The following is a 22,390-nucleotide window of genomic DNA, read 5'->3' as shown; positions in this document are numbered from 1 at the left end:
GCACACTCTGGCTGGACGGCAAGGCGAGCAAGCCGTCGTAGTCAGAGCTGCTCGGAACCCAAGCCAAGGGCAGCAATGGTCTTCCCCGCGGTCCGCATCGCCGCGGCATCCATAGCGATCAGAACCCGGGCAAAGTTCTCTGCGTAGTTTCCCACGTCGTCTGCCACGGACCCGACTACTGCCACCACGGGGATGTCGCGTCCGGACCTACGGACGCGCTCGAGGATCGCCGAGATGATCTTCCCTTCGCCGGTTTGTGAATCCAACCTGCCCTCACCGACCACCACGGCCTCGGCTGTTCTCAGCAGCGAATCGAAGCCCGCCGCGTCCAGTACGGCCTCGGCCCCGGACACCAGCTCCGCCTCAAAATGTGCCCACAACCCTCCGGACAGGCCTCCCGCTGCGCCCGTCCGCGGCTCGCCGGAGGGATCGCGGGGATATGACGCAGCCAGCTGACTCAGGCGTTCTTCCAACAGGCGAACTGTTGCCGGATCGGCGCCTTTTTGGGGGCCGAAGACCCGTGCCGCATCCACGAACGGGGTAGTGACATCGGACAGGACCGTGATTCGGGCGCCTCCGAGACCGCCATTGTCGTTGATGGCGCGCACCGCACCTGCACCACCGTCCGTGGTTGCCGAGCCGCCTGCGGCCACCAGTACATGCGATGCCCCGAGGTTCACGGCCGCGGCAATCAACAACCCTGTTCCATAGGTGCTTGCCGACATGGCGTCCTGGGGACTATTCCGCGCGGTGGACAGGCCGCTCGCCTGGGCAACCTCGACGACGGCGGTCCCGTCAGGTGCCAGCCCAAGGATCGCTTGCAACGGCTCGCCCCAGGAATTGACGACGTCGACGCTCACCGGCGACGCGCGAAGGCTCCGGCAGAGCGCGTCGAACGTTCCCTCCCCGCCGTCGGCGACGGGCAACTGCGTAGCCGAGCCGCCGCCGTCGTGAATTCCTGCTGCAATGGCAGCCGCGACCTCAGCCGCCGTATACGTCCCCTTGAAACTGTCCGGGGCGACCAGGATCGTCATGCCTTGGCGAGGAGGTTGACGGGGTGCAGTGGCTGACGGTCCTCGGCGATGGCGATCGCATTGAGCGCGCTGAGTCTGGCCATTTCGGCGCGGACGGGGACGGTTGCGCTGCCGACGTGTGGCAGGAGGACGGTGTTGGGGAGTTCGGCGAGTCCGGGCGCGAGGCGGGGCTCGTCCTCGAACACATCCAAACCAGCTCCGGCGATGACGCCGTTGCGGAGGGCCTGTACCAAAGCGGCCTCGTCCACTACGGGACCGCGGGCTGTGTTGATGAGGATGGAATCGGGCTTCATCCGTGCCAGAACATCGGCGTTTACCAGGTGTCGGGTCTGTTCGTTGAGGGGGACATGCAGGGAGAGGAAATCGCTGCATTCCGCCAGCTCTTGCCACGGAACTTGCCGGACTTTGCCCGCGAATTCGCCGAGTTCGTCGTCGCTGACGGGCCGGTCACCCGGCGGACGTGGCGCGAACAGCACGTCCATCCCGAAGCCCAGGGCGCGGCGCGCCACGGCGCGGGCGATCCTGCCGAAACCTGCCAGCCCAAGGACGGCGCCCGAGACATCCCGGCCCAGCATGAACTCCGGCTCCCACCCAAGGAATTTGCCCTCGCGGACCACGCGGTCGGCCTCCACCACGCGTCGCGCTGTGCCGAGGATGAGCAGCATGGCGATGTCCGCCGTCGCGTCGGTCAGGACGCCGGGTGTATTGCCCACGAGGATGCCGTGCCGGGTGGCGGCGTCGACGTCGACGTTGTTGTATCCCACCGCGTAATTGGAGACGCCCTTCACTTTGGCGTCCGCAAGCAGCGGCGCGTCGATGACGTCGCGCAGCTGCGTGAGGACAACGTCGTAGTCGCCGGATGCACAGAGCTCAGCCAGTGTGGCGTAGTCCGGTGGTTCGGGCAGGACGGTGACCTGGCCGGCGTCGGAAAGGAGTTGAAGCCCAGGTTCCGGGATGGCTGTTGTGACAAGGAAATGGTTCCCCATGCTTAATTGCCTCCGGTTGCGGGTGATCCGACAACGGAAGGTATGACCCAGTCGAACGCGGCAGCCCTTGAACGTGCACCCTGGGCGGCCTTGGAGCGGTTAGGTTCGCCGAGTTCGGTCAGCAGTTTCTCAGACAGGACCACCAGTTCACCGAACACGTCAGGCGTCAGCCATTCAGGTCGGGTGGCGAAGAGAATGTCCTCGCTGGAGGTGTTGCCGCTGGCGCCCGGAGCGAACGGGCAGCCGCCCAAGCCACCCAGTGCGCCGTCCACCATGGCAGCACCTGCCTGGATTGCGGCGAGCGTGTTGGCTACGCCCAAGCCCCACGTGTCGTGGCCGTGAAAGACGATTCTTCGGGCAGGGCTCTCGTCCCTCACGCGGGTGATCAGGCGGGCCACCTGGGCCGGAACGGCCTGACCCAGGGTGTCACAGATGACGATGTCAGTGGTGCCCTCGGCCCGGGGATCGTTGGCGATGGACAGGATTCGCTCCTCCGGAACGTAGCCTTCGAACGGGCACGTGAAGGACGTTGCGATGCACAGCTGAATCTGTCCATTCACTGCCCGGGCGTACTCCACGGCCTCGGGCAACGCGGCGAGGCTCTGGTCCGTGGTGCGGCCGATGTTCGCTTTGTTGTGCGAATCAGAGGCAGACAAGCAGTACTGGAAGTTCCGCGCACCGGCGGCGGCCGCTTTGGCAACGTGACCGGGTGTCGCCACCCAGATCCAGCATTTCTCCAGTTCCTCCGGAGTGAGGGCCTGGACCACTTCCAGGGTGTTGGCCATGGTGGGGACCAGGTCCGCGCGGGCCATGGAACCCAGCTCAATAGCGGGGACGCCCAGCCGCAGCAGTTCCCGCACCGTCTCGATCTTCTGCTCCGTTGGCAGGAGTTTTCCAGTGAGCTGGAGGCCATCCCTCAAGGTGACGTCCCGGAGGATGGCGTTGCCCAGTGTTGTGGCAAGGGGGCTTTCAAAGATGGTCATGGTCGGAGGGCCTCCTCGCGGCCGGAAGCCGCATCGATCTGGGCAGCATCCAGGTGAAGGAGACCGCCAAGGACTTCTTGGGTGTTTTCGCCCAGGTCCGGGCCAAGGTTTCGGATGGGAAGCGACTGGTCACCGATCACGGGAACGATGCCCGGGAACCCTACTCCGGGGAGGATCTCCTCGCCGGTGGATACGTCGAACTTCTGGATCATGTTGCGGGCCGCGTACTGGCTGTCCGTGCTGATGTCGGCGGCGGTGTAAATGGGACCGGCAGGGACGCCGGCGGCTTCGAGAGCTGCCAACGCCTCGGAACCCGATAGTGTGGCCGACCACGCGCCGATAGCCTGATCCAGTTCCTCGCGCTTCGCCCAGCGTCCGGCATTCGTCTGCAGTGAAGGGTCTTCCGCCAGATCCGGCCGGCCGATGGTCTGCATGTACCGCTGGTAGATCGAGTCGCCGTTGCCGGCCACCACGATGCTCGCGCCGTCCTTGCACACGTAGGCGTTGGAGGGAGCAATGCCTTCCATCCGGCCGCCCACGCGCTGCCGGTCCACGCCGTACGCCTGGTAGTCCGGAATGAGGGATTCCATCATGGAGAACATCGCTTCATTCAGCGCGACGTCGATGATGCGCTCGGTGAGCGGCACGGCGCCAGCTGCGTCCCGGCGTCGTGCTTCACGCTGGTACAGGCTCATCATGGAGCCGAAGGCGGCGTAAAGGCCGGCGATCGAGTCTCCGATGGAGACGCCAACCCTCACGGGCGCGCGGTCCGGGTCGCCCACGAGGTTGCGGAACCCGCCATAGGCCTCGGCAACGGCGGCAAAGCCGGGTCGCGCGGACAATGGGCCTGTCTGCCCGAAGGCGGAGATGCGCGTGATGATGAGGTCAGGGTTGGCCTCGTTGAGGACCTCGGGGCCAAGCCCCCATTTTTCCAGGGTGCCGGGACGGAAGTTCTCCAGGAGGATGTCCGACTTGGCGACCAACGCCAGGACTGCCTGCTTGCCGGCCTCAGTGCGGAGGTCCAGGACCACCGACTTCTTGTTGCGGTTCAGCGTGCGGTAGAGCATGGACGTGTTGCCTTTGTGAAGGCGCCAGTTGCGTAGTTCGTCGCCGGTTCCGGGACGCTCGACCTTGATGACTTCGGCGCCGAAATCAGCCAGTAGCCTGCCAGCCGTGGGCGCGGCGATGTAGTTGCCGAGTTCGAGAACCCGAACGCCGTCCAACGGGGCGATTGTTTCGTGTGTCATGGTCTTCTTTCGTGCGTGGTTCGTAGTTGAGCGGGTCGTGCGGGGCTAGAACAGCAGGCTCATGGGCATGATCAAGAGGATCGCGACCACGGAGGCCACCGAGACGCCTACCGTGACTGATTTCAAGGCACCCCTCACACTCTGGCCCAAAAGCGACTGCAGGAGCCAGAACGTGTTGCTCGTGACGTGCACCATGAAGAGTGATCCCGCGCCGGCCGCGAGAGCCAGCAGTACAGGATCCAGGCCGATGGCGGGTGCGATCGGGGCCAGCAGCCCGGCGGCCGTGATGGCGGACAAGGTAACGGATCCGACGGCGATGTGCAGTACAGCGGCAATGGCCCACACCACCAGCAGTGGGGCAACGGTGCTCGCCGAGAAGAAACCGCCCAGGATGTCACCCAGTCCCGCGGCCTTCACCGTGGCCGCCAGGGATCCGCCCACACCGGTGAGGATCAGGATCTGGCCGCTTTCCTTGAATCCGACGGCGATGGCCTCCTCAACCTTCTTCTGGCCGATGGCGGAGCGTGTCACCAGGCAGGTGCCAATGAGGCCGATGAGCAGGGCGATGACGGGTTCGCCGAGGAGCTGGAGCCAGGGGATGTCGATTTCGAAGATCTCCAGGATGGCGCCCGCGCCGATGAGGAGCAGGGACGTCAGGAGCGGTGCGAACAGCACCATCAGAGGGGCTTCTTTGCGTTCACGCTCGACGACGGCGACGGTTCCGCCGGCCGGTTGGGCGCTGGATGCTGCCGTGCCCCGCTCGTTGTTTGCCGATGTTGGGGCGGGTGCCGGAGCGTTGTTCACCGGTTCCTCACCCTCGCTGTCTTCTTCAGCGACGAAGGTGTGGTCCTCGTCTTTGGATTCATTCCAGAAACCGCGGCGGAAAAGGAAGGTCATGATGGCGATGGAGATGATGATCGTGGGGACGACCAGCAACAGGCCGAAGAGCAGCATCTTGCCGAGCGGGACGTTGAGCAGGCCCGCCAGGGCAAGCGAGGCCACGCCGGGAACCGTGAAGACAATGCCGCATTCCAGGGCGATGGCCATGGCGGTTGCCATGCGGGCCGTACCCAGCTTTCCGATTTTCGGGGCGAGTTTGCGGGCCAGCGGGGCTGAGATGACGAGCAGGACATCCAGGAAGATCGACTGAAGTACGGTCCCGATGGCGAGGCCCATGGTGTAGGGCAGGCGTTTGGGGCCGAAGGTCTTCAACAGGTGCTCCACCAAGCGCCGGATCGCGCCGCTCTGGTTAAGGATGGAGCCCATCAGGACGCCGAAGGCGATGAGCAGGCCGACGTCCACCATGATCTCGCCGAAGCCGCCGGTAATGGTCTTGACGGTTTCTTCGACACCGAGGCCGACGGCCAAGCCGAGGTAGACGGAGGCAAGGATCAGGGAAATCACGGGGTTGACTCTGAAACGGACGATCAGCAGGACGGCGGCCAAAACCGCTACAGCCGTGTTGATCAGAACGGCAATGTCTGACATGGGGGGAATCCGATCGTTGGGCCTTCCACATTGAAGGCTTGGAACTGATGTGCACCGTGAGGCGGGCCACATCACTAATCCCATATTATGAGTTTGAACTCATATTGCAAGCCTATTCTGCAAATTAGACTGAGCCAATGGCTCTCCTGATACGTCCGGCCCTTGAGAATGACGTCGCGGCCATGGCCGGAGTGGAGGTCGCCGCCGGCCGCACCTCCGCAAGTGCTGCCAGCCGTTTTGAAGCAGCGATCCGCGCCGCGATCAACGACGCTCGACGGCTGGTGCTGGTGGCCGAGACGCCGGCGGACCTGCCCCGGAACCCAGGTTCCGCCGTCGTGGGTTGGGCAAAAACACACTTCCATGACTACAGCGCCGGCCCCGCGCCGGCTGGCTATTATCTCGGCGGAATCACCGTGGCGCCGGATTTTCGGCGCCAGGGAGTTGCGGCGGCCCTGACGGAGAAGAGGCTGGAGTGGATATGGGCAAGGACGGACGAGGCCTGGTATGTGGTCAATGCCCGCAATGCGGCGTCGCTCAAACTGCACCAACGCTGGGGCTTTCGCGAGGTCGCGCGCGGATCCGGCTTTCATGCAGTGACGTTCGACGGCGGTGAAGGGCTTTTGCTCAAGGCGGCTCGCCCGCTGCCCTGACCTTGAGGGACGCGGGGCTCTCATCGGCCGGTCCTTCACGATCCAGCCCCGCAGACTTAGCATGGTCCACAGGTGCACCAACTGGGGGAGTGTGTAATGGGGCCATTGGAATCGACTCAAGCCAACGTGAGTGGCGCGGCATCAGCCCGGACGGATGCAGGAGGCGGTTCCCCTTTAGGTCCCGTTTCCAGGGCAGCTTTGCAGGCCAAGCGACGGCGTCCTTCCCGAGTGCGGAAACTCGACCTCGCCATCATTCTGATCCTGGTCATCCTCCTTGCCCTGTCAGCGACTCCCTGGCCCTCGGCCATGTTAATTCGCAGTGTTTTTGAGCGCGGAGCGCAGTCAACCATTGACGAGATGGCGCCCTACGTCCCCGACACTCCTTTGGACGAGCGGGCCGGGGTCGTTTATAAGCCCGGTTCCACCTTCGATGTTTTCACTCCTGCGGGCACTACCACTGCGCTCCCCACGATCGTCTGGATCCATGGCGGCGCGTGGATCTCGGGGGCTCAAGGCGATGTGGAACCCTATCTTCGGATTCTTGCGGCCGAGGGCTACACGACCATTGGGCTGAGCTACCCGATCGCGCCGGAGGCCGTCTACCCCACGGCGATACGCGACATCAACGATGCGCTCGGTTACATCAAAGCGCACGCCAGCGAATTGAATGTGGACAGCAGCCGGATTGTCCTGGCCGGCGATTCAGCAGGGGCGCAGTTGGCCAGCCAAATGACCACTCTCACTGTTAACCCTGAGTATGCCAACCTGATGGGGATCGAGCCCGCGCTCCAGAAATCGGACCTCGCGGCCACCATCCTGCATTGCGGTGTGTATGATCTACGGGCCATGGCCGACCTCAATGGCCTGGTTGCGTGGGGCTTCAAAACCTCGCTGTGGGCCTACACCGGAACGAAGGACTGGTCCTCCACATACGCAGGCAGCACTATGTCCACCATTGATTTTGTCACCAAGGATTTCCCGCCGACCTTCATCAGCGGCGGCAACGGCGATGGTCTGACATGGCTTCAGTCGGTTCCGTACAGCAATCGCCTGAAGGAAGCGGGTGTTCCGGTGACCGAGTTGTTTTGGGCTGCGGACCACGACCCCGAGCTGCCGCATGAGTACCAGTTCCACTTGAACTTCGCTGAGGCGCGCGATGCCAGGGACAAGACCTTCGACTTCCTGTCCACACACGCTGCCAGGTCGAAGTGAGCTAAATGCGGGGAAGAGTGGAGTACGGCCGACTCGGCAGGTGTCCCGCCGACCACGGCCGAACCGGAGGTTCCAGTGGAATCTCCCCACGACCGTCGCGGATCACCAACGCCACCGTGCCTATCGCCGCGGCAAGGGAAGCCGCACCCAACAAGACCAGGACAACAACAAAAGCCATAGACATCGCCATGCACCTCTAGCCCCAATTTTACCGTCGTTCGTCACTCGACGTCCGGATGCGACCGGGCTCTTCAGCTGGGGAAGCGCTGACCGTAGCTGAGGGAATAGTTCGTGATGCTCCCTCGTTCACTCATTTAGATGCATATGCATGTAAGCTGGGAATGAACGAGCAACAGGAGAATGCCATGGAAACCCGCCGCATCACCGTCCTTTCCGCCGGACTCGGCGTCCCGTCGTCGAGCCGCCTGCTGGCGGACCAACTGGCCGCCTCTGCCGAGCGGCAGTTGCGCGCGACTGGATATGAGGTGAGGATCGACGTCGTCGAACTCCGCGACCTGGCAGTGGACATAGCCAACAACTTCGTAACCGGCTATGCCGCACCGCGCCTCGCAGAAGTGATCGCCGGCGTCGAGGATTCAGACGGAATCATCGCCGTCAGTCCTGTTTTCAGCGCGTCCTATAGCGGCCTCTTCAAATCCTTCATCGACGTCCTGGACCCCAAGTCGTTGGACGGCAAGGCAGTACTCCTGGGCGCCACAGGCGGCACCGACCGCCACCAGATGGTCCTGGACTACGCCATGCGTCCGCTGTTCAGCTACTTGCGGACCCCGATCGCGGCTACCGGCGTCTTTGCCGGACCCCAGGACTGGGGAAACACCGACGACGGCGCCTCGCCGCTTTCCGCCCGTGTTGAGAGGGCTGCGGGTGAACTCGTGCAACTGCTGACCGGGCCCCAGCCCGGACGCAAGGCTCCAGCCCTGGAGTCGCTGCCGTTTGAGCAACTGCTGGCGGGCATTTCAGCCGGCCGGTAGGTCGAACTTTTTGCCGGGTCCGCTCGTTGGGCCAAACATGAAGTGTCCTGTGGATTCCATTGACCTGGTGATGAGCGAACGAAGCGGCGTTGAGATTGACTATTGCCCGCAGTGCCGGGGTGTATGGCTGGACCGCGGTGAACTGGACAAGATCATTGATCGCGTCGCCGCCGAAACCATGCCGGCCCCTGCGAGGCAGGCCCCGGCCCCGCCGCAGCCTCCGATCGCACCGCCACCCGTCTACAACCCCTTTGAATCGCGGCCGCAACAACCCCGCTACGATGACCGCGGCGATCGACGCGACTATGACCGCCGGGATTATGAGCGCAGGGGTGACTATGACCGCCGGGACGAATACGGCCGTAAACGCAAGAAGAAGGAAGGCTTCCTGGGAGATCTGTTCGATTTCTAGTCGCGGTTAGTCGTCCAGGAGCTCGATGAATTCGCGGGCCTGCTTGATGTTGATATCGGAGTGGCGCGTCAGGGCAAGTGCGGCGCCCTCGATGTCGCCGCTTTTGGCCAACGTCCGGATCCGACCATAAATCTCGTCGTTGAGCATGTTGCTGCTCACCTCGCGCGTCACGTCGCCCTTGCTGACGATCGCGCGGTACCTGTAGGGGAACCGCTCCGGCTCATCGTCGTCGTCAGGGATGAGATTTTGGGCAGGCGACTCGGGCGTGAACGGTTGAGGATGTGCGGCCAAAGCGCCGACGGCGTCGCGCGAGGCCCGCAGTCCCTCCCCGGTGGCTTGCAGGTACAGCTTGATCGCTTGCATTCCCTGCCCTTGGGCGATCAATGAGTATAGGCGGCGGTGCTGTTCCTCGTTCAGCTTGGCCGCAGATTCCCTGGCGAGCTGGACCGGGTCCTTTGGCGCGTTGGCAGCAGCAATGCCCGCCCTGGTTTCTGCCGAGCGCTTGCTGAACGAGCGAAGGAGCAAGAGCACGCCGCCAATGACCGCAATCAGGATCAGGAGCGGGATGAGGATGGAATCCATGACGTCGTCAGAGCCGATCTACGTAGTTCTTAGCGGTGAGTAAGTCTGAATGGGTGGCTTGGCGCAGGACTTTGATTGCTTCGATCTTGCGGCCACTACGCACGAGGTTCTGCAACTCAAGGGCAAACTGCGGATTGAGTTGCCCATTGGGTAGGACTGCGCCCTGATATCCGGCCTGGCCGGACGATGGGGATTTCCCCGCGCGCGCCTGGAGCGCGGCCCTGTTCTGCTCCACCTGCTGGGTCTGTTGGGCTTCGTTCTGACTTGGCTTGGTGGCCGCAGTGATACGGGCCCGGGCAGCCAGCGCAGCCTGCGCTTGTGCGGCTTGGTGGGCGGCGGAGCGGACGGCCAGCTCATGTTGGTAACGTTCTGCGTCAGAGAGGCCGGTATCGCGCGGTTTGAAGGCCGCCGAGAGCGCCCACAGTACGCCCACGAGAATGATGAGCGGCAATCCAATCATCAGCACATCACCAAGATTCAGCCCCATGCTTAGAGCTTATGCCAGAACCTGGTTATCCACAGCACATTCCATTCCGGGCATAGGCTTCCGAGAGGCTGCTGTCAAATTAAGGAACGCCTTGTGTTGTGCATCACAATTTCGGCATGTTTCGTCTGTCACAGGCGCCCCTTGAGGCGTTGGTGGACTGCCGGCTGTGGATGATTTTCCCGACAAAGTATTTTTAGTCCACAGCCTGTGATGAACGTTTCCGCAGGTCAGAGGCCACTTTCCGAGAAAAGAATTTCTCTATCCACAGGGTAACGCACAGACTGTGCACAACGTGGGGCAGGTATTCCACATGTTGTCCACAGGGCTCAGTTGGTGACGGCGTTGAGCAGCGCTAACGTAGCTCAGGTACCTGTTTCAGGTATGGAAACCGCCATATTTTTCACTTCCCGGCCCCACTGGCAGTCGAGCGCAAACATGCTTGGGGATTCGGTTGTGGATAAGTTGTGGAAACCGGGGAGGCAGTAAATTGTCGTACCCCAGTGGAAGCATCAGGCAGACCCGGCCGGTCCGGATGCCAAAGGGTTTCCATCCCAGGTCACCTGCGCTTTACGCACCGCCGAGATTACTTGTCTGCGGCGGTACACAAATGGAGGACGGCTTTGTCAGTTACGCACTTGGACTCAATCGAGGGCACTCGGGCTTCGGACTCGAGCCGGAAACCTCCCCAGGACATCCCCGCTGAGCAATCGGTTCTCGGCGGCATGATGCTGTCCAAGGATGCGATCGCCGATGTGGTCGAAATCGTCCGTGGCCACGACTTCTACCGTCCTGCGCACGAGACAATCTACGAATCCATCATTGACCTCTACGGCCGGGGTGAACCTGCCGACGCCGTCACCGTCTCCGACGAACTGACCAAGCGGGGTGAGATCAACCGCATCGGTGGCCCGGCGTACCTGCACGAGCTCATCCAGACGGTGCCCACCGCTGCCAACGCCGGCTACTACGCCGAGATCGTGGCCGAGCGGGCCGTACTGCGTCGCTTGGTTAACGCCGGAACCAAGATTGTCCAAATGGGATACGGCCAGGACGGCGAGGTGGAGGACCTCGTCAACCAGGCACAGGCAGAGGTTTATGCCGTCGCAGAAAAGCGCACTGCTGAGGATTACGTGGCGTTGAAGGACGTCATGGAGTCTACGGTGGACGAAATCGAGGCCTCAGGCCACCGCGGCGAAGGCATGGTGGGCGTTCCCACCGGGTTCTACGAACTCGACGAGCTGACGCACGGCCTCCACCCCGGCCAGATGATCGTTATCGCGGCTCGTCCGGCCGTCGGTAAGTCCACCTTCGCGTTGGACTTCGCCCGATCAGCAGCCATCAAGCACAACTTGGCCACCGTCATGTTCTCCCTGGAAATGGGCCGGAACGAGATCGCCATGCGTCTGCTTTCCGCAGAGGCAACCATCGGGCTGCAGGATCTTCGCAAGGGCACCATCAAGGACGAGCAATGGTCCAAGATCGCCACCACCATGGGCCGCATGAACGATGCCCCGCTGTTCATCGATGACAGCCCCAACATGTCGCTCATGGAGATCCGGGCCAAGTGCCGCCGCCTGAAGCAGCAGCACGACCTCAAGCTCGTGATCCTCGACTACCTCCAGCTCATGAGCTCCGGCAAGAAGGTCGAGTCCCGCCAGCAGGAAGTTTCCGAATTCTCCCGTGCACTCAAGCTGCTCGCCAAGGAACTCCAAGTCCCGGTTATCGCCCTCTCGCAGCTGAACCGTGGTTCCGAGCAGCGCCAGGACAAGCGCCCCATGGTGTCCGACCTCCGTGAATCCGGCTCCATTGAGCAGGACGCCGACATGGTCATCCTGCTCCACCGTGAGGACGTCTACGACAAGGAATCGCCGCGCGCCGGTGAGGCCGACATCCTGATCGCCAAGCACCGTAACGGTCCCACGAAGGACATTGTGGTTGCCTTCCAAGGCCACTACTCGCGCTTTGCCAACATGGCAGGCGATTCGGCAGGTGGGGGCGGCGGGTTCTAGGTAGTTGCGACGGGCGGCGCGCCGGGCTGGTCAGGCAGAAACGGGTAGAACCAACAGGTAGCCGGCCGGCAGTGCGCTGCTCCAGCGTCGCGGCTCACGGACCACGAATTGTGTCGCCAACTGCTCGGGGGTGAGCAGGCTGTTGGGCGCCGGCGAAGGACCCCACTGTCCGCTGCCGTACGGGTACAGCGGATCCAGGACGCGTATGCCGGTGACGGCGAAATCCTGGAACTGCCGGGGATCGCCAACCGACTCGAACCCGCTCATCACCCAGGCGTGGCGCCCACTCCACATGACCAGCCCAACGGGGCGGCCTGTATCAGACATGGCGCGCGCCGCCGTCGTGAGCGCTTGGCTGTAGTCGGCGATACTGACAACGGTGTACGGCCCCATCCCAACGTCGGTCAGCACCTTCGCCCAACCAAACGGGTTCGCACCATTGAAGGAGTCGGACGACCGCGCGCGGGCCATCTCCCACAGTTCGTTCTGCTGGGTACGGCCGGCCCAGGAGCCGCCCCCGGTGTCGTCCATGAGGTTGTGTGCGATCTGGATGCTCGCTGCAACGCACCAGTCAAAGGTGTACTGAGGAACGAAGTCCCCGTCCTGATAGAGGGTGAACGCGAACGCTTGGCGCGCCGGCGCCGGCGTTGGTGTGGGAACGGGGGCTGGCGTTGGAACCGGAGTCGATTCCGGGGCGGGCGCAGCTTCAACTGCAACCGGCGGTGCCGAGGAAACCGGGATCGGTGGAGCGGTAGTTCCTTGGCGGACGTCGACCACCGGAGTGCAGCCCGCGAGTAGGGTCGCCACCACGACGATCCATGCCAAACGACGGGAATGGGCACCGATCATGATCGATCCAGTCTAGCGCGGCACAGCCGGACCCCGAAGGTCTGCTCAGCAGCCCTCGAAGTCGCTCAGCACCTTCACTTTAGCTGCCGAGTTGGACGAAGGATCGAAGGCGTAGCCGATCCACTCCCTGGCCAGGCGACGAGCCAGTTCCACACCAACGACCCTCTGGCCCATGGTGAGGATCTGGCAGTCGTTGGACAGGATTGATCGTTCCACGGAGAAGGAATCGTGCGCAGCGGTAGCCCGGATGCCCGGAACTTTGTTGGCGGCAATGGCTACGCCAATGCCCGTGCCGCAGAAGAGGATTGCCCGATCGGCTTTGCCGTCCCGGATCATTTCACCGGCCGCGATGCCTACGTATGGATACGGCCGGGTAAAGTCCTCGTCCGCACGGTTCACTCCGATGTCGATGACCTCTGTGACCCGGGAGTCAGCCTCAAGATCGGCCAGAATGCGGTCTTTGTAATCAACGCCGGCTTCGTCGGCGCCCACAATAATGCGCATGGGATTCTCCTAGTTGGTTGCCGCGAAGTTGCTTGCTGTGGCGGGAACTGCGGTGAAATGCGGCCCGACGGCGGCAAACACCATGGCGAGCGACGTCGCCCCGGGATCCGGCGTGCCGATGCTCTTCTCCGCCAAGGGCCGGGCGCGGCCCTTCAACGGACGGAGTTCGGCTGTGGCCGCAGCTGCCTTGGAAGAGACGTCAGCCGCGGAAGCCCATGCCTCCTCGACCATGGATCCGGCAGCAACGGACGCAGCGAACGACGAAACGAACGGCAGTAGAGCATCCACCATGGTCTTGTCGCCAAGATCTGCCTTGCCAAGGCCTGTGATGCGGTCCGCGAAGGCGCGAACAGATTCGGCGAGGACCACCGGCGTCGGGGATTCTGCGTCTCCCAGCCGCTCGCCAAAGGCGCGCAGTCCGGCGCCCCACAGAACGCCCGACGTACCGCCGGCCTTATCAGCCCAGGCGTCGCCGGCGGCAATGAGCAAGGAACCAGCACCGGCTCCACGTGCATAAGCAACAGATGCCGCTGCGAGAGCCGCCGCGGATCCGCGGACCATGCCGCGGCCGTGGTCGCCGTCGCCAGCGATTGCGTCCATATCGCCCAGTTTTGTTTCGGAGTCCCGCAACAGGGCGGCGGTAGCGTCCAGAGCGGAAAGGCATTGTGCCGCATATTCGCGCGATTCTGCTGTGGAGGAATAGTCGGCAGCATCGACGGAAGAAAGGTCGGCGTCGCCTTCGTCGGCACTGGCTGCGCCGAATCCAACGGCACCGCGGCGATATGCCGGGGTCAGCGCAGGAGCGGTCCAGTACTCCTCAAGTTCGTCGTCAAGCCACGTCAAGGTCAGCGACGCACCGGCCATGTCCAAGCTGGTCACCAGTTCGCCGACCTCGGGCATGACCAGCGTGTAGCCGGCGTCGCGCAACAGCGGAGCAACGGTGCGCCAGAGAACGAACAGTTCCTCATGCTTCGTTGAACCCAATCCATTGAGGATCACGGCCAGCCGCGTGGAACCGGACGCGGGCGTTTCTGCCAGGACGCGCTTCACCAGCTCCTGGCCAAGCTCGACGGCGGACGGCAGCTCGGTATCGAACAGTCCAGGCTCGCCGTGGATACCAAGGCCAAGGCCCATCTGTCCCTCCGGAAGACGGAACAATGGCTGGTCGGCGCCCGGGAACGTGCATCCACCGAATGCCGTGCCGATGGTCCTGGTAAGGCTGTTGGCCTTGCGTCCCACGCGAACCACGTCCGCGAGGTCCAAGCCGGATTCCGCAGCCGCACCCATGACCTTGAAGACCACGAAGTCCCCGGCAATACCGCGCCGCTTCTCGATTTCCTCGGGAGAGGCACTGGCGATGTCGTCCGTGACCAACACGTTTTCCGCCGGGATGCCCTCGGCGTTCAAGCGTTCGCTGGCCATGCCGAAGTTCATGACATCCCCGGCGTAGTTGCCGTATGTGAAGACGACGCCGGCGCCTGAGTTGGCAGCCTTGGCCACGGAGTAGGCCTGCTGGGTGGAGGGCGAAGTGAAGATGTTGCCCACCACGGCGCCGTCAGCGAAGCCCGGTCCGATGATGCCTGCGAAGGCCGGGTAGTGTCCGGAGCCGCCGCCGGTGATGACGGCGACCTTCGGTGCTGCCGGGCGGCCGCGGCGGACCGCGCCGCCCTCTACCTGGCGGACGAGGTCCGAGTGGGCGTCACAGAAGCCGGCGAGAGCTTCGTCAGCGAAGTCGGCGGGATCGTTGAAGATTCTGGTCATGGTGGGTCCTGGGTTTCCTTCGAGCAGCTCGAATTAGTGGATGTGGCTGCCGCCGTTGATGTCGACGGTGGTGCCGGTCAGGTAAGCGGAGTCCTCGGAGGAGAGGAACGTGATGACGGCGGCAACTTCCTCGGTGGTGGCGTTGCGGCCCAGGGGGATGCCGGCGTTGATGGCGTCTTCCTGTTCCTGGGTGCTGCCGACGCGGATGTTGGTGTCCACGGCGCCGGGAGTGATGGCGTTGACGGTCACGCCGGTTTCGCCGATTTCACGGGCAAGTGCCTTGGTGAAGCCGAGGATGGCGGCCTTGGCCGCGGAGTAGGGAACCTTGCCGAACACGCCGCCGCCGCGCTGGGCCGAGACCGAGGACATGTTGACGATGCGGCCCCAGCCGTTGGCGATCATGTCCGGCAGGAATGCCTTGGTGACCAGGTACGTGCCGGTGGCGTTGACGTCCATGACCTTGTGCCACAGCTCAAGGGTGGTTTCCAGGAACGGAACGGGGGAGGTGATGCCGGCGATGTTGGCCAGGGCGCCCACTGGCGGGAGGTTCCCGGCGGCAACTTCCGCGGCTACGGCTGACTGGGCCGCGGTGACTGAGGCTTCGTTGGCCACGTCGATTTCGTAGCCGAACGCGGGGACGTTGAATTCGTTGGCGATCTCCGCGGCAACCTTGGCGGACTTCTCTCCGTCGAGGTCCAGAATGACGATGCCCCAGCCTTGGTTGGCGTAGCGGCGGGCGGTGGTCAGGCCGATGCCGCGATCTGAGGTAGCTCCGGTGAGGACGGCGGTGCGCTGGATAGTGGTCATGGTGCTCCTTGAAGGGTGGTTGTTGGAAAAGTTCAGATGAGGTCTGTGATGTAACTGGCAGCTTTGGCTGCGGCTGCCGGGCGTTCATCATGGGTGACGTCCCGGGTTTCGAGCTCCAGGGAGAAGTGGCCGGTGTAGCCAACTTCCCGCAGGGCTGCGAGTCCGGCAGCGAAGTCGGCCTTGCCATTGCCGATGCTGAGGTTGATGTTCCCCGGCTCGTCTTCCGTGGCGGACACAGCGTCTCGTAAGTGCACGTGTTTGATGCTGGCGGAGAAGCGACCAACGAAGTCCACGGGGTCGCCTCCGGAGGCGACGATGTGGCTGAAGTCCATGACGATTCCGACGTCGGAGCCCGCCAAGCGATCGGCGAGCAGTTGGGCGCGCTCCGTGTTCCAGCACAACCGGTAGTAGTGCAGGGATTCGGTCCACAGCTCGACGCCGAACTCTTTGGCGCGAGCAGACGCGTGGATCAGTTGAGCTGCCACAGCGTTGATGTCCTCTTCCAAGCTCTTCACTGGGTCATGGTCGATCGCGCCGCACGGCAGGACCAGAGCCTTCGCGCCGGTCTTTGCCGCCAAAGCGAGCAGCATCTCCAGGTGCCGATCGCGCGCTTCCTGCGCACCGCCGTCGAGCACTGCGTTCAGGTCCCCGACGTCGCCGTTTACCGAGCGGACGCGCAGGCCCGGGTTATTGACGACGGCGGCAACCGTCTCGACTGCCTCAGCGTCCAGTACGTAGGGCACATGGTCGCAAACGCCGGGCAGCGCGCCAAGGTCGATTTCTTCGAAGCCGAGGCCGCCCATGGTTTGCAGGGCCGTCGCCAAATCCTGGTGGCGGAAGCTGATGGAAGAACAGCCCAGTCGGTGATGGAACATCGTCGTTGATCCTCAAGTTGGGGCCCTCGCCAGCGAAGGCCTTAGTGATGGACACCACGTTAACTGGGTTGACTGTTAACAGTCAACCTTTGGAGTTGACTGTTGACATTGCTGGTGTCCTCGGTCACAGTTGACGTATTATGTTGACTGTCGACAGTGGAGTTGCCGAAGAAGCGCCTCACTCTTCGAAAGGGAAATACACAAATGAGCAATGAAGCTCTGACCATGCGTGGTCCGGTTCATGGAACCAAGGAAGCAAAGCGCGTCGCCGTCGGTTCTGGCGTTGGCGCAGTCATCGAAACCTACGATTTCATCGGTTTCGGCACCGCCGCGGCACTGTACTTCGGTACAGCGTTCTTCCCGGGCGCCGACCCGGTGACTGGCACCCTGGCCTCCTTCGCGACCCTCGGCGTCGGCTTCGCTGCCCGTCCCTTGGGTGGCATCATAGGTGGCCACCTCGGCGACAAGCTCGGCCGCAAGCCGGTCCTGGTGGCTTCGCTCATCCTGATGGGCCTGGCAACCTTCGCCATCGGCCTTCTGCCCACCTACCAGCAGGTTGGCCTCCTCGCGCCCGCGCTCCTGGTGATCGTCCGCATCATCCAGGGCCTGGCCTTCGGCGCGGAATGGGGCGGCGCCATCCTGATGAGCTACGAGCACGCGCCATGGCGGAAGAAGGGCCAGTTCACAGGAATCGTGCAGGCCGGCTTCCCGGTTGGGCTGCTTCTTGCAAACCTCGTCTTCCTCAGCAGCGTGGGCCTGGGCAGTGAATGGGCCTGGCGCGTGCCGTTCCTGGCAAGCATCGTCCTGGTTGCCGTGGGCCTCATCATCCGCTCCAAGGTTCCCGAGTCGCCGGTGTTCGAGGACGTCAAATCCAAGGGCGACATCGTGAAGTCCCCGATCGTCGAGGTCATCAAGACCGACTGGCGCAACATCGTACGCGGCATCGGCCTCCGTATCGCCGAAACCGCCGGTTATGCAGTGTCCGTCACGTACATGATTTCGTACTTGCACAGCACCAAGATGGCGGACAAGACACAGACACTGGTTGCCCTCTGCATCGCTGCTGGCATCGGCATCTTCGCCACCTACGCTTGGGGCAAGCTGACTGACCGCGTGGGTCGCCGGCCCGTCTACATCTGGTCCACCGCCTTCGCAGTACTGTTCGGCATCCCGATGTTCCTGCTGGTCAACACCGGACTGTTCATCCTCATCATTGCCACCATCGTGGTCGCCTATGCCGTCTGCCAGAACTCCCTCGCCGGTGCCCAGGGAGCATGGTTCCCGGAACTCTTCCAGGCCAAGACCCGCTCATCGGGTGCTTCGCTGGCCTACCAAATCTCGGCGATGGTTTCAGGCTTCACGCCGTTCGTCACCACGCTGTTGTTCGTCAGCTTCGGCTGGGTGGGACCGGCTCTGCTCTTCAGCATCTACGCAGCGATCGGCCTCTGGGCAGCCCTCATCACCAAGGAAACGTGGGGCAAGCGCGAGCGAGCCCTCGCCGAAGAAGCCGCCAGCAAAACTCCCCAGACGGTGAACGCCTAAAGCACCCTCGACGTCGGACGCGTTCTTCGGTGCGCGTCCGGCTCCGGAAGGAAACCAGTGACTCTCTCATCAGTTGAAACAGCTCCGGCCGCCGCCCCCACGCCCGAGCGGGTAGAGCGCATTCGTGCCGCCGCCTACCGAATCCGCCACCACGCCCTGACCATGGGCGAGGTCCAAGGCCAGGGTTACGTTGGCCAGGCCCTCGGCGCCGCTGACATGCTGGCTGCCGTCTACGCCGACCAGCTGACATACCGTGCCGAAGACCCGCACTGGGAGGGACGCGACCGCTTCCTTCTCTCTACGGGCCACTACGCAATCGGCCACTACGCGGCGTTGGCCGAAGCAGGAATCGTGCCTGTCGCGGAGCTCGAAACGTACGGCTCCGACGATTCCCGCCTCCCGATGTCCGGTATGTCCACCTACACACCGGGCATGGAGATCTCAGGCGGTTCTCTGGGCCATGGCCTGACGATCGCCGTCGGAATGGCTTTGGGCCTGCGTCTTCAGGGCTCTGCGTCCCGCGTGATCAACTTCCTCTCCGATGGTGAGTTGGATGAGGGCTCCACGTGGGAGGCCGCCATGGGTGCGCACCACCACCAGCTCGGAAATTTGACCGCCATGGTGGACATCAACGCCCTCCAGGCCGATGGCGCCACGGATACCGTGCTCCGCACCGAACCGGTGACCGAGAAGTGGGAGTCGTTCGGTTGGTACACGCAGCGGGTGGACGGTAACGACGTCGGTGCGCTGCTGGCAGCGTTCGACAACATCAGTTCGCAGTCAGCTGCGGTCGGGCGGCCATCAGTGATCCTCTGCGATACCAAAGTTGGACGCGGCGTACCGCTGCTGGAAACCCGCGAAAAGGCGCACTTCATGCGCATTGAAGAACACGAATGGCAGATCTGCCGGGAGCAGCTGACCGCAGGATACGAAGGGACGGCTTCAGCATGAGCACACTTACGACGGCGGCGGGTGCCGCCGCCGCTTCGGCAGCCAAACCCAAGCTGAAGACCTCCGCCATGATCGCGTCCTTCGCCGATCCGGGCCAGAAGACCACCTCAGCCCCCTTTGGGCACGCGCTCGTGGCGGCGGCTGAGGCCAATCCAAGGATTGTTGGCCTCACTGCCGATCTTGGTAAGTACACGGACATGCATATCTTCGCCAAGGCCTTCCCGGAGCGGTTCTTCCAAATGGGCATGGCGGAGCAGCTCCTTTTCGGAGCCGCGGCGGGTATGGCCGAGACGGGGCTGATTCCGTTCGCGTCTACGTATTCGGTGTTCGCCGCTCGCCGCGCGTACGACTTCCTGTGCCTGGATATCGCCGAGCCGAACCTCAACGTCAACATTGTTGGTGGGCTTCCCGGCCTGACCACGGGCTACGGACCGAGCCACCAGGCCACCGAGGACATGGCGATCTTCCGCGGCATGCCCAACCTGACCATCGTGGATCCCTGCGACTCCGTGGACATTGAGCAGGCTGTTCCGCAGCTGGCGGCCTCGGATGGGCCAACGTACCTGCGCTTGCTGCGCGGCAACGTGCCCACCGTCCTGGATGAGTACGACTACACGTTTGAGCTCGGCAAGGCCAAGGTCCTGCGAGGCGGCAACGACGTCGTGTTCGTATCCTCGGGTCTGATGACCATGCGTGCCCTGCAGGCTGCGGATGCGCTTGCTAAGCACAACGTGGATGTGGCTGTGGTGCACACGCCCACCATCAAGCCGTTCGACTCTCGCACTGTGTTGGCCGAGCTGAACACTGACCGGCTTGCCATAACGCTCGAGAACCACACGGTTGTTGGCGGCCTGTTCGAAACCGTTGCGTCCGCCGTCGTAACCGCCGGCCTGGGGAAGCGAGTGGTTCCCATCGCGCTTCCGGACCAATTCCTCGACGCCGGGGCGCTGCCGACGCTGCACGAGCGGTACGGGCTGTCTGTTGACCGGATCGTGGCGAAGGTGCTTGCGGAGCTCGGCTGAATATCTTGTTCTGGTTGAGAGTGCGGGGCTGGCAGTGACTGCCGGTCCCGCACTCGTGCCCGTAGTATCAACAGTTAACACCGGACTGTCAGCAGTCGCCCATAGAATTTGAGGACACACCATGGCCGCCACAGCTTCCCTGTTGGGACTGGAGAAGAAGAGCCTGCGCGAACAGGCACTCGCCGCTCTGCGGAGTGCGATCACCAGCGGTGAACTCGAGCCTGGGCGGCACTTGGTGGAAACCGAACTGTCCGAAATGCTCCAGATCAGCCGCGGCACGCTCCGCGAGGCCTTGCGGCAGCTGGAACAGGAAGGCCTGGTCTCCGCTGGGGCCCGGGGCCGCCTCTCCGTGCGACACCTGGACGTCAAGGAAATCCGGGACATCTTCTCTGTCCGCGGAGTACTCGAGTCCTTGGCCGCCCGAACCCTCAGCGAGATGCCCGACAAGGAGGCAGCCCTCGCCGAGCTGCGTGCCGCCGTCGACAATATGGACAAAGCCGCGAAGTCGTCTTTGGAGGAGCGGATCGAATCCGACCTTGAATTCCACCGCACCCTTTGCCGCCTGTCCGGGAACGAAACCCTGCTCCACTCCTGGGAGTCCCTTGAAGGCTCCATTCGCATGTCCATCATGTTCGCCGGGCTGGAACGCGCCACGCGGAACATGAGCGTGGGCCGGCATCACGACATTGTCGCTGCGATCGAAACCGGGAATGCCGCCAAGGCGCGGGAAACCATCATTTCGCACATGGATGGTGCGGCGGAGAATTTGGTGGGGTAGTACGAATTAGTGGGTAGGCGTGTAGGGTCACCGCATTGGTCAGCCCGTCTAGCTGAGCGAACGCGGTGACGACGTCAACCTCTACCTCCTCGAACTAGTTGCCCGCCGCCTTCAGCAAGTGATCCGGCAGCCGGTTTCCCGGTGCCCGCCCGCGGATCTCCAGCAATTCCCTGGCGTGCGCGTGCAGCTTCTCGTCCTCTTCTGACACAGGAACCCAAGTAGGGATCGGTACGGCTGTTCCGGTTTCGTCGCGGGCCACCATGACGGTGAGGCAGTACGTTGTCAGGTTCATCTCGCGGGACTTGGGATCGCCGGAGCGGACGTGGACCGCGATGTGCATGCCCTTTCCGCCGGTGTAGACGAGGCGTGCTTCCACTTCCACTACGTGGCCGATCAGCAGCGGCCGGTAGAAACGCACGCCACCAGAGAAGACGGCGACGGTGTCCTTGCCGCAGTAGCGGGAGGCGCACACGTATGCCGCCTCATCGATCCATTTCATGACGATTCCACCGTGGACCTTGCCGCCCCAGTTCACGTCAGTGGGGGACGCCATGAACCGCAGGACGACGCGCTCGGCCGTACCGGCGTCGGTATATTCCTGGGCGTTCATGGCATTGACGATCTGCTCGCGGACAGCAATGCGCGCCAGTGCGTGGTCCCGCTGCTCGATCTCCTCCGGCGTGGAAGGCTCGAACTGTGGCACAGGAATCGGCTTGCCGTCAGGGCCCACGGCCACGAAGATCACCATGCACTGGCTGTGCATCGTCTCCGGCCCGCCCTTGGGATTGCGCGAACTGACCACGGTGTGGATGTGCATGGAGGAGCGGCCGGTGTAGACGATGGTGGATGTCACCTCCACCATGTCGCCGATGTTGACGGGGTCTGCGAAGTGGATGTTGCCCACGTAGGCCGTCACGCAATAGGACTTCGCCCAACCAACGGCCGCCGCGTAAGCAGCCTTGTCCACCCACTCCAGGACGGTGCCGGCGTCGACGGATCCACTGTGGCCCACGTCCATGGGGGCGGCGAGGAAACGGAGGGTTACGGAGTTGGTGGCAGTCTCGCTCATGCTCGCAGTTTACTGTTGGCGGGTTTCTGTTACGTGTCTTAAGAAGACTGCCTGTCTCGCCGATTCGATGGCGGGCTGTGCACAATGCCGGGCGAACCATCGAATGCGCAGTAAGCCACCGAAATGGACCGACCCACGACGAAACATGAG

General features: G+C 63.2%; 23 protein-coding genes. 9 read left to right on the top strand and 14 right to left on the bottom strand.

What is annotated here, in order from left to right:
• Positions 1 to 41: 41 nt before the first annotated feature.
• The 5 genes from ACIQC5_RS15535 to ACIQC5_RS15515 are packed head-to-tail and all read right to left on the bottom strand — an operon-like array spanning position 42 to position 5,738.
• Positions 42 to 1,034, bottom strand: a complete 993-nt coding sequence (locus ACIQC5_RS15535) for a glycerate kinase (RefSeq protein ID WP_400284069.1) — start codon at positions 1,032 to 1,034, stop codon at positions 42 to 44.
• Positions 1,031 to 2,020, bottom strand: coding sequence for a 2-hydroxyacid dehydrogenase (locus tag ACIQC5_RS15530; RefSeq protein ID WP_400284066.1), 990 nt, complete (start codon positions 2,018 to 2,020; stop codon positions 1,031 to 1,033). Before ACIQC5_RS15530 ends, ACIQC5_RS15535 begins: the two co-directional genes overlap by 4 nt.
• A 2-nt stretch (positions 2,021 to 2,022) precedes the next feature.
• Positions 2,023 to 3,003: a hydroxymethylglutaryl-CoA lyase gene (locus ACIQC5_RS15525; protein ID WP_400284063.1), complete on the bottom strand. Its 981-nt coding sequence runs from the start codon at positions 3,001 to 3,003 to the stop codon at positions 2,023 to 2,025.
• On the bottom strand, positions 3,000 to 4,250 hold the full coding sequence (locus tag ACIQC5_RS15520) for a CaiB/BaiF CoA transferase family protein (protein ID WP_400284060.1): 1,251 nt from the start codon (positions 4,248 to 4,250) through the stop codon (positions 3,000 to 3,002). Before ACIQC5_RS15520 ends, ACIQC5_RS15525 begins: the two co-directional genes overlap by 4 nt.
• 45 nt (positions 4,251 to 4,295) lie before the next feature.
• On the bottom strand, positions 4,296 to 5,738 hold the full coding sequence (locus ACIQC5_RS15515; RefSeq protein ID WP_400284057.1) for a GntP family permease: 1,443 nt from the start codon (positions 5,736 to 5,738) through the stop codon (positions 4,296 to 4,298).
• A gap of 137 nt (positions 5,739 to 5,875) precedes the next feature.
• On the opposite strand from ACIQC5_RS15515, the gene ACIQC5_RS15510 reads away from it, so the two are divergent.
• Together ACIQC5_RS15510 and ACIQC5_RS15505 are read left to right on the top strand one after the other, a co-directional pair.
• Positions 5,876 to 6,388, top strand: a complete 513-nt coding sequence (locus ACIQC5_RS15510; protein ID WP_400284054.1) for a GNAT family N-acetyltransferase — start codon at positions 5,876 to 5,878, stop codon at positions 6,386 to 6,388.
• A 228-nt stretch (positions 6,389 to 6,616) separates the two neighbouring features.
• Positions 6,617 to 7,600, top strand: a complete 984-nt coding sequence (locus ACIQC5_RS15505) for an alpha/beta hydrolase (RefSeq protein ID WP_400284051.1) — start codon at positions 6,617 to 6,619, stop codon at positions 7,598 to 7,600.
• A 1-nt stretch (position 7,601) separates the two neighbouring features.
• Here ACIQC5_RS15505 and ACIQC5_RS15500 read toward each other — a convergent pair whose 3' ends face one another.
• Positions 7,602 to 7,784 (bottom strand): hypothetical protein, encoded by a 183-nt coding sequence (locus ACIQC5_RS15500; protein WP_400284048.1) that lies wholly within the window; start codon positions 7,782 to 7,784, stop codon positions 7,602 to 7,604.
• A gap of 181 nt (positions 7,785 to 7,965) precedes the next feature.
• Between ACIQC5_RS15500 and ACIQC5_RS15495 the strand changes: the two genes are divergently transcribed.
• Positions 7,966 to 8,592, top strand: a complete 627-nt coding sequence (locus ACIQC5_RS15495; protein WP_400284512.1) for an FMN reductase — start codon at positions 7,966 to 7,968, stop codon at positions 8,590 to 8,592.
• Positions 8,593 to 8,641: 49 nt separating this feature from the next.
• Positions 8,642 to 9,004 carry a zf-TFIIB domain-containing protein gene (locus ACIQC5_RS15490; protein ID WP_400284045.1) on the top strand — a complete coding sequence of 121 codons (363 nt, stop codon included), beginning with the start codon at positions 8,642 to 8,644 and terminating at the stop codon, positions 9,002 to 9,004.
• A gap of 6 nt (positions 9,005 to 9,010) precedes the next feature.
• Here the strand turns inward: ACIQC5_RS15490 and ACIQC5_RS15485 are convergent, their stop codons facing one another.
• Together ACIQC5_RS15485 and ACIQC5_RS15480 are read right to left on the bottom strand one after the other, a co-directional pair.
• Positions 9,011 to 9,586 carry a hypothetical protein gene (locus tag ACIQC5_RS15485; protein ID WP_400284043.1) on the bottom strand — a complete coding sequence of 192 codons (576 nt, stop codon included), beginning with the start codon at positions 9,584 to 9,586 and terminating at the stop codon, positions 9,011 to 9,013.
• Positions 9,587 to 9,593: 7 nt separating this feature from the next.
• A complete protein-coding gene (locus ACIQC5_RS15480) occupies positions 9,594 to 10,067 on the bottom strand; it encodes a hypothetical protein (RefSeq protein ID WP_400284510.1) in 474 nt (157 codons plus the stop codon).
• A gap of 626 nt (positions 10,068 to 10,693) precedes the next feature.
• Between ACIQC5_RS15480 and dnaB the strand changes: the two genes are divergently transcribed.
• Complete coding sequence (gene dnaB / locus ACIQC5_RS15475) at positions 10,694 to 12,082, top strand: replicative DNA helicase (protein WP_400284040.1); 1,389 nt, start codon at positions 10,694 to 10,696, stop codon at positions 12,080 to 12,082.
• Between the two features lie 30 nt (positions 12,083 to 12,112).
• On the opposite strand, the gene ACIQC5_RS15470 is transcribed toward dnaB, so the two are convergent.
• Genes ACIQC5_RS15470 through ACIQC5_RS15450 form a run of 5 tightly spaced genes read right to left on the bottom strand, consistent with a single transcriptional unit; the run spans position 12,113 to position 16,878 of the window.
• Entirely contained in the window at positions 12,113 to 12,931 is an 819-nt protein-coding gene (locus ACIQC5_RS15470; protein ID WP_400284038.1) for a hypothetical protein, read from the bottom strand.
• 45 nt (positions 12,932 to 12,976) lie between these two features.
• Positions 12,977 to 13,435 carry a ribose-5-phosphate isomerase gene (locus ACIQC5_RS15465; RefSeq protein ID WP_400284035.1) on the bottom strand — a complete coding sequence of 153 codons (459 nt, stop codon included), beginning with the start codon at positions 13,433 to 13,435 and terminating at the stop codon, positions 12,977 to 12,979.
• Positions 13,436 to 13,444: 9 nt separating this feature from the next.
• Positions 13,445 to 15,196: a dihydroxyacetone kinase family protein gene (locus tag ACIQC5_RS15460; RefSeq protein WP_400284032.1), complete on the bottom strand. Its 1,752-nt coding sequence runs from the start codon at positions 15,194 to 15,196 to the stop codon at positions 13,445 to 13,447.
• Positions 15,197 to 15,229: 33 nt separating this feature from the next.
• Complete coding sequence (locus ACIQC5_RS15455) at positions 15,230 to 16,003, bottom strand: SDR family NAD(P)-dependent oxidoreductase (protein ID WP_400284029.1); 774 nt, start codon at positions 16,001 to 16,003, stop codon at positions 15,230 to 15,232.
• Between the two features lie 32 nt (positions 16,004 to 16,035).
• A complete protein-coding gene (locus ACIQC5_RS15450; RefSeq protein ID WP_400284026.1) occupies positions 16,036 to 16,878 on the bottom strand; it encodes a sugar phosphate isomerase/epimerase family protein in 843 nt (280 codons plus the stop codon).
• Between the two features lie 204 nt (positions 16,879 to 17,082).
• On the opposite strand from ACIQC5_RS15450, the gene ACIQC5_RS15445 reads away from it, so the two are divergent.
• The 4 genes from ACIQC5_RS15445 to ACIQC5_RS15430 all read left to right on the top strand — a co-directional run bounded on the left by ACIQC5_RS15445 (position 17,083) and on the right by ACIQC5_RS15430 (position 21,171).
• A complete protein-coding gene (locus ACIQC5_RS15445) occupies positions 17,083 to 18,420 on the top strand; it encodes an MFS transporter (RefSeq protein WP_400284023.1) in 1,338 nt (445 codons plus the stop codon).
• Positions 18,421 to 18,477: 57 nt separating this feature from the next.
• Positions 18,478 to 19,371 carry a transketolase gene (locus ACIQC5_RS15440; protein WP_400284020.1) on the top strand — a complete coding sequence of 298 codons (894 nt, stop codon included), beginning with the start codon at positions 18,478 to 18,480 and terminating at the stop codon, positions 19,369 to 19,371.
• A complete protein-coding gene (locus tag ACIQC5_RS15435; RefSeq protein WP_400284018.1) occupies positions 19,368 to 20,393 on the top strand; it encodes a transketolase family protein in 1,026 nt (341 codons plus the stop codon). The genes ACIQC5_RS15440 and ACIQC5_RS15435 overlap by 4 nt, the downstream gene beginning before the upstream one ends.
• A gap of 121 nt (positions 20,394 to 20,514) precedes the next feature.
• Positions 20,515 to 21,171, top strand: coding sequence for a GntR family transcriptional regulator (locus ACIQC5_RS15430; RefSeq protein ID WP_400284015.1), 657 nt, complete (start codon positions 20,515 to 20,517; stop codon positions 21,169 to 21,171).
• A gap of 94 nt (positions 21,172 to 21,265) precedes the next feature.
• Here the strand turns inward: ACIQC5_RS15430 and ACIQC5_RS15425 are convergent, their stop codons facing one another.
• Positions 21,266 to 22,240: an acyl-CoA thioesterase gene (locus tag ACIQC5_RS15425; protein WP_400284012.1), complete on the bottom strand. Its 975-nt coding sequence runs from the start codon at positions 22,238 to 22,240 to the stop codon at positions 21,266 to 21,268.
• Positions 22,241 to 22,390 lie beyond the last annotated feature (150 nt).

Origin of the sequence: Paenarthrobacter sp. NPDC092416 (assembly GCF_044755025.1) — a bacterium.
Classification (GTDB): Bacteria; Actinomycetota; Actinomycetes; order Actinomycetales; family Micrococcaceae; genus Arthrobacter.
The sequence above is the reverse complement of the archived record's forward strand: the minus strand, read 5'-3'. Positions and strand labels throughout refer to the sequence as shown.

Bases quoted from the DNA above. Each gene is read 5' to 3' on its own strand.
- ACIQC5_RS15485 (WP_400284043.1), bottom strand. From the start codon at position 9,586: ATGGATTCCATCCTCATCCCGCTCCTGATCCTGATTGCGGTCATTGGC.
- ACIQC5_RS15450 (WP_400284026.1), bottom strand. From the start codon at position 16,878: ATGTTCCATCACCGACTGGGCTGTTCTTCCATCAGCTTCCGCCACCAG.
- ACIQC5_RS15495 (WP_400284512.1), top strand. From the start codon at position 7,966: ATGGAAACCCGCCGCATCACCGTCCTTTCCGCCGGACTCGGCGTCCCG.
- ACIQC5_RS15455 (WP_400284029.1), bottom strand. From the start codon at position 16,003: ATGACCACTATCCAGCGCACCGCCGTCCTCACCGGAGCTACCTCAGAT.
- ACIQC5_RS15520 (WP_400284060.1), bottom strand. From the start codon at position 4,250: ATGACACACGAAACAATCGCCCCGTTGGACGGCGTTCGGGTTCTCGAA.
- ACIQC5_RS15500 (WP_400284048.1), bottom strand. From the start codon at position 7,784: ATGTCTATGGCTTTTGTTGTTGTCCTGGTCTTGTTGGGTGCGGCTTCC.
- ACIQC5_RS15460 (WP_400284032.1), bottom strand. From the start codon at position 15,196: ATGACCAGAATCTTCAACGATCCCGCCGACTTCGCTGACGAAGCTCTC.
- ACIQC5_RS15470 (WP_400284038.1), bottom strand. From the start codon at position 12,931: ATGATCGGTGCCCATTCCCGTCGTTTGGCATGGATCGTCGTGGTGGCG.
- ACIQC5_RS15515 (WP_400284057.1), bottom strand. From the start codon at position 5,738: ATGTCAGACATTGCCGTTCTGATCAACACGGCTGTAGCGGTTTTGGCC.
- ACIQC5_RS15535 (WP_400284069.1), bottom strand. From the start codon at position 1,034: ATGACGATCCTGGTCGCCCCGGACAGTTTCAAGGGGACGTATACGGCG.
- ACIQC5_RS15430 (WP_400284015.1), top strand. From the start codon at position 20,515: ATGGCCGCCACAGCTTCCCTGTTGGGACTGGAGAAGAAGAGCCTGCGC.
- ACIQC5_RS15425 (WP_400284012.1), bottom strand. From the start codon at position 22,240: ATGAGCGAGACTGCCACCAACTCCGTAACCCTCCGTTTCCTCGCCGCC.
- ACIQC5_RS15445 (WP_400284023.1), top strand. From the start codon at position 17,083: ATGAGCAATGAAGCTCTGACCATGCGTGGTCCGGTTCATGGAACCAAG.
- ACIQC5_RS15525 (WP_400284063.1), bottom strand. From the start codon at position 3,003: ATGACCATCTTTGAAAGCCCCCTTGCCACAACACTGGGCAACGCCATC.
- ACIQC5_RS15435 (WP_400284018.1), top strand. From the start codon at position 19,368: ATGAGCACACTTACGACGGCGGCGGGTGCCGCCGCCGCTTCGGCAGCC.
- ACIQC5_RS15465 (WP_400284035.1), bottom strand. From the start codon at position 13,435: ATGCGCATTATTGTGGGCGCCGACGAAGCCGGCGTTGATTACAAAGAC.
- ACIQC5_RS15530 (WP_400284066.1), bottom strand. From the start codon at position 2,020: ATGGGGAACCATTTCCTTGTCACAACAGCCATCCCGGAACCTGGGCTT.
- ACIQC5_RS15510 (WP_400284054.1), top strand. From the start codon at position 5,876: ATGGCTCTCCTGATACGTCCGGCCCTTGAGAATGACGTCGCGGCCATG.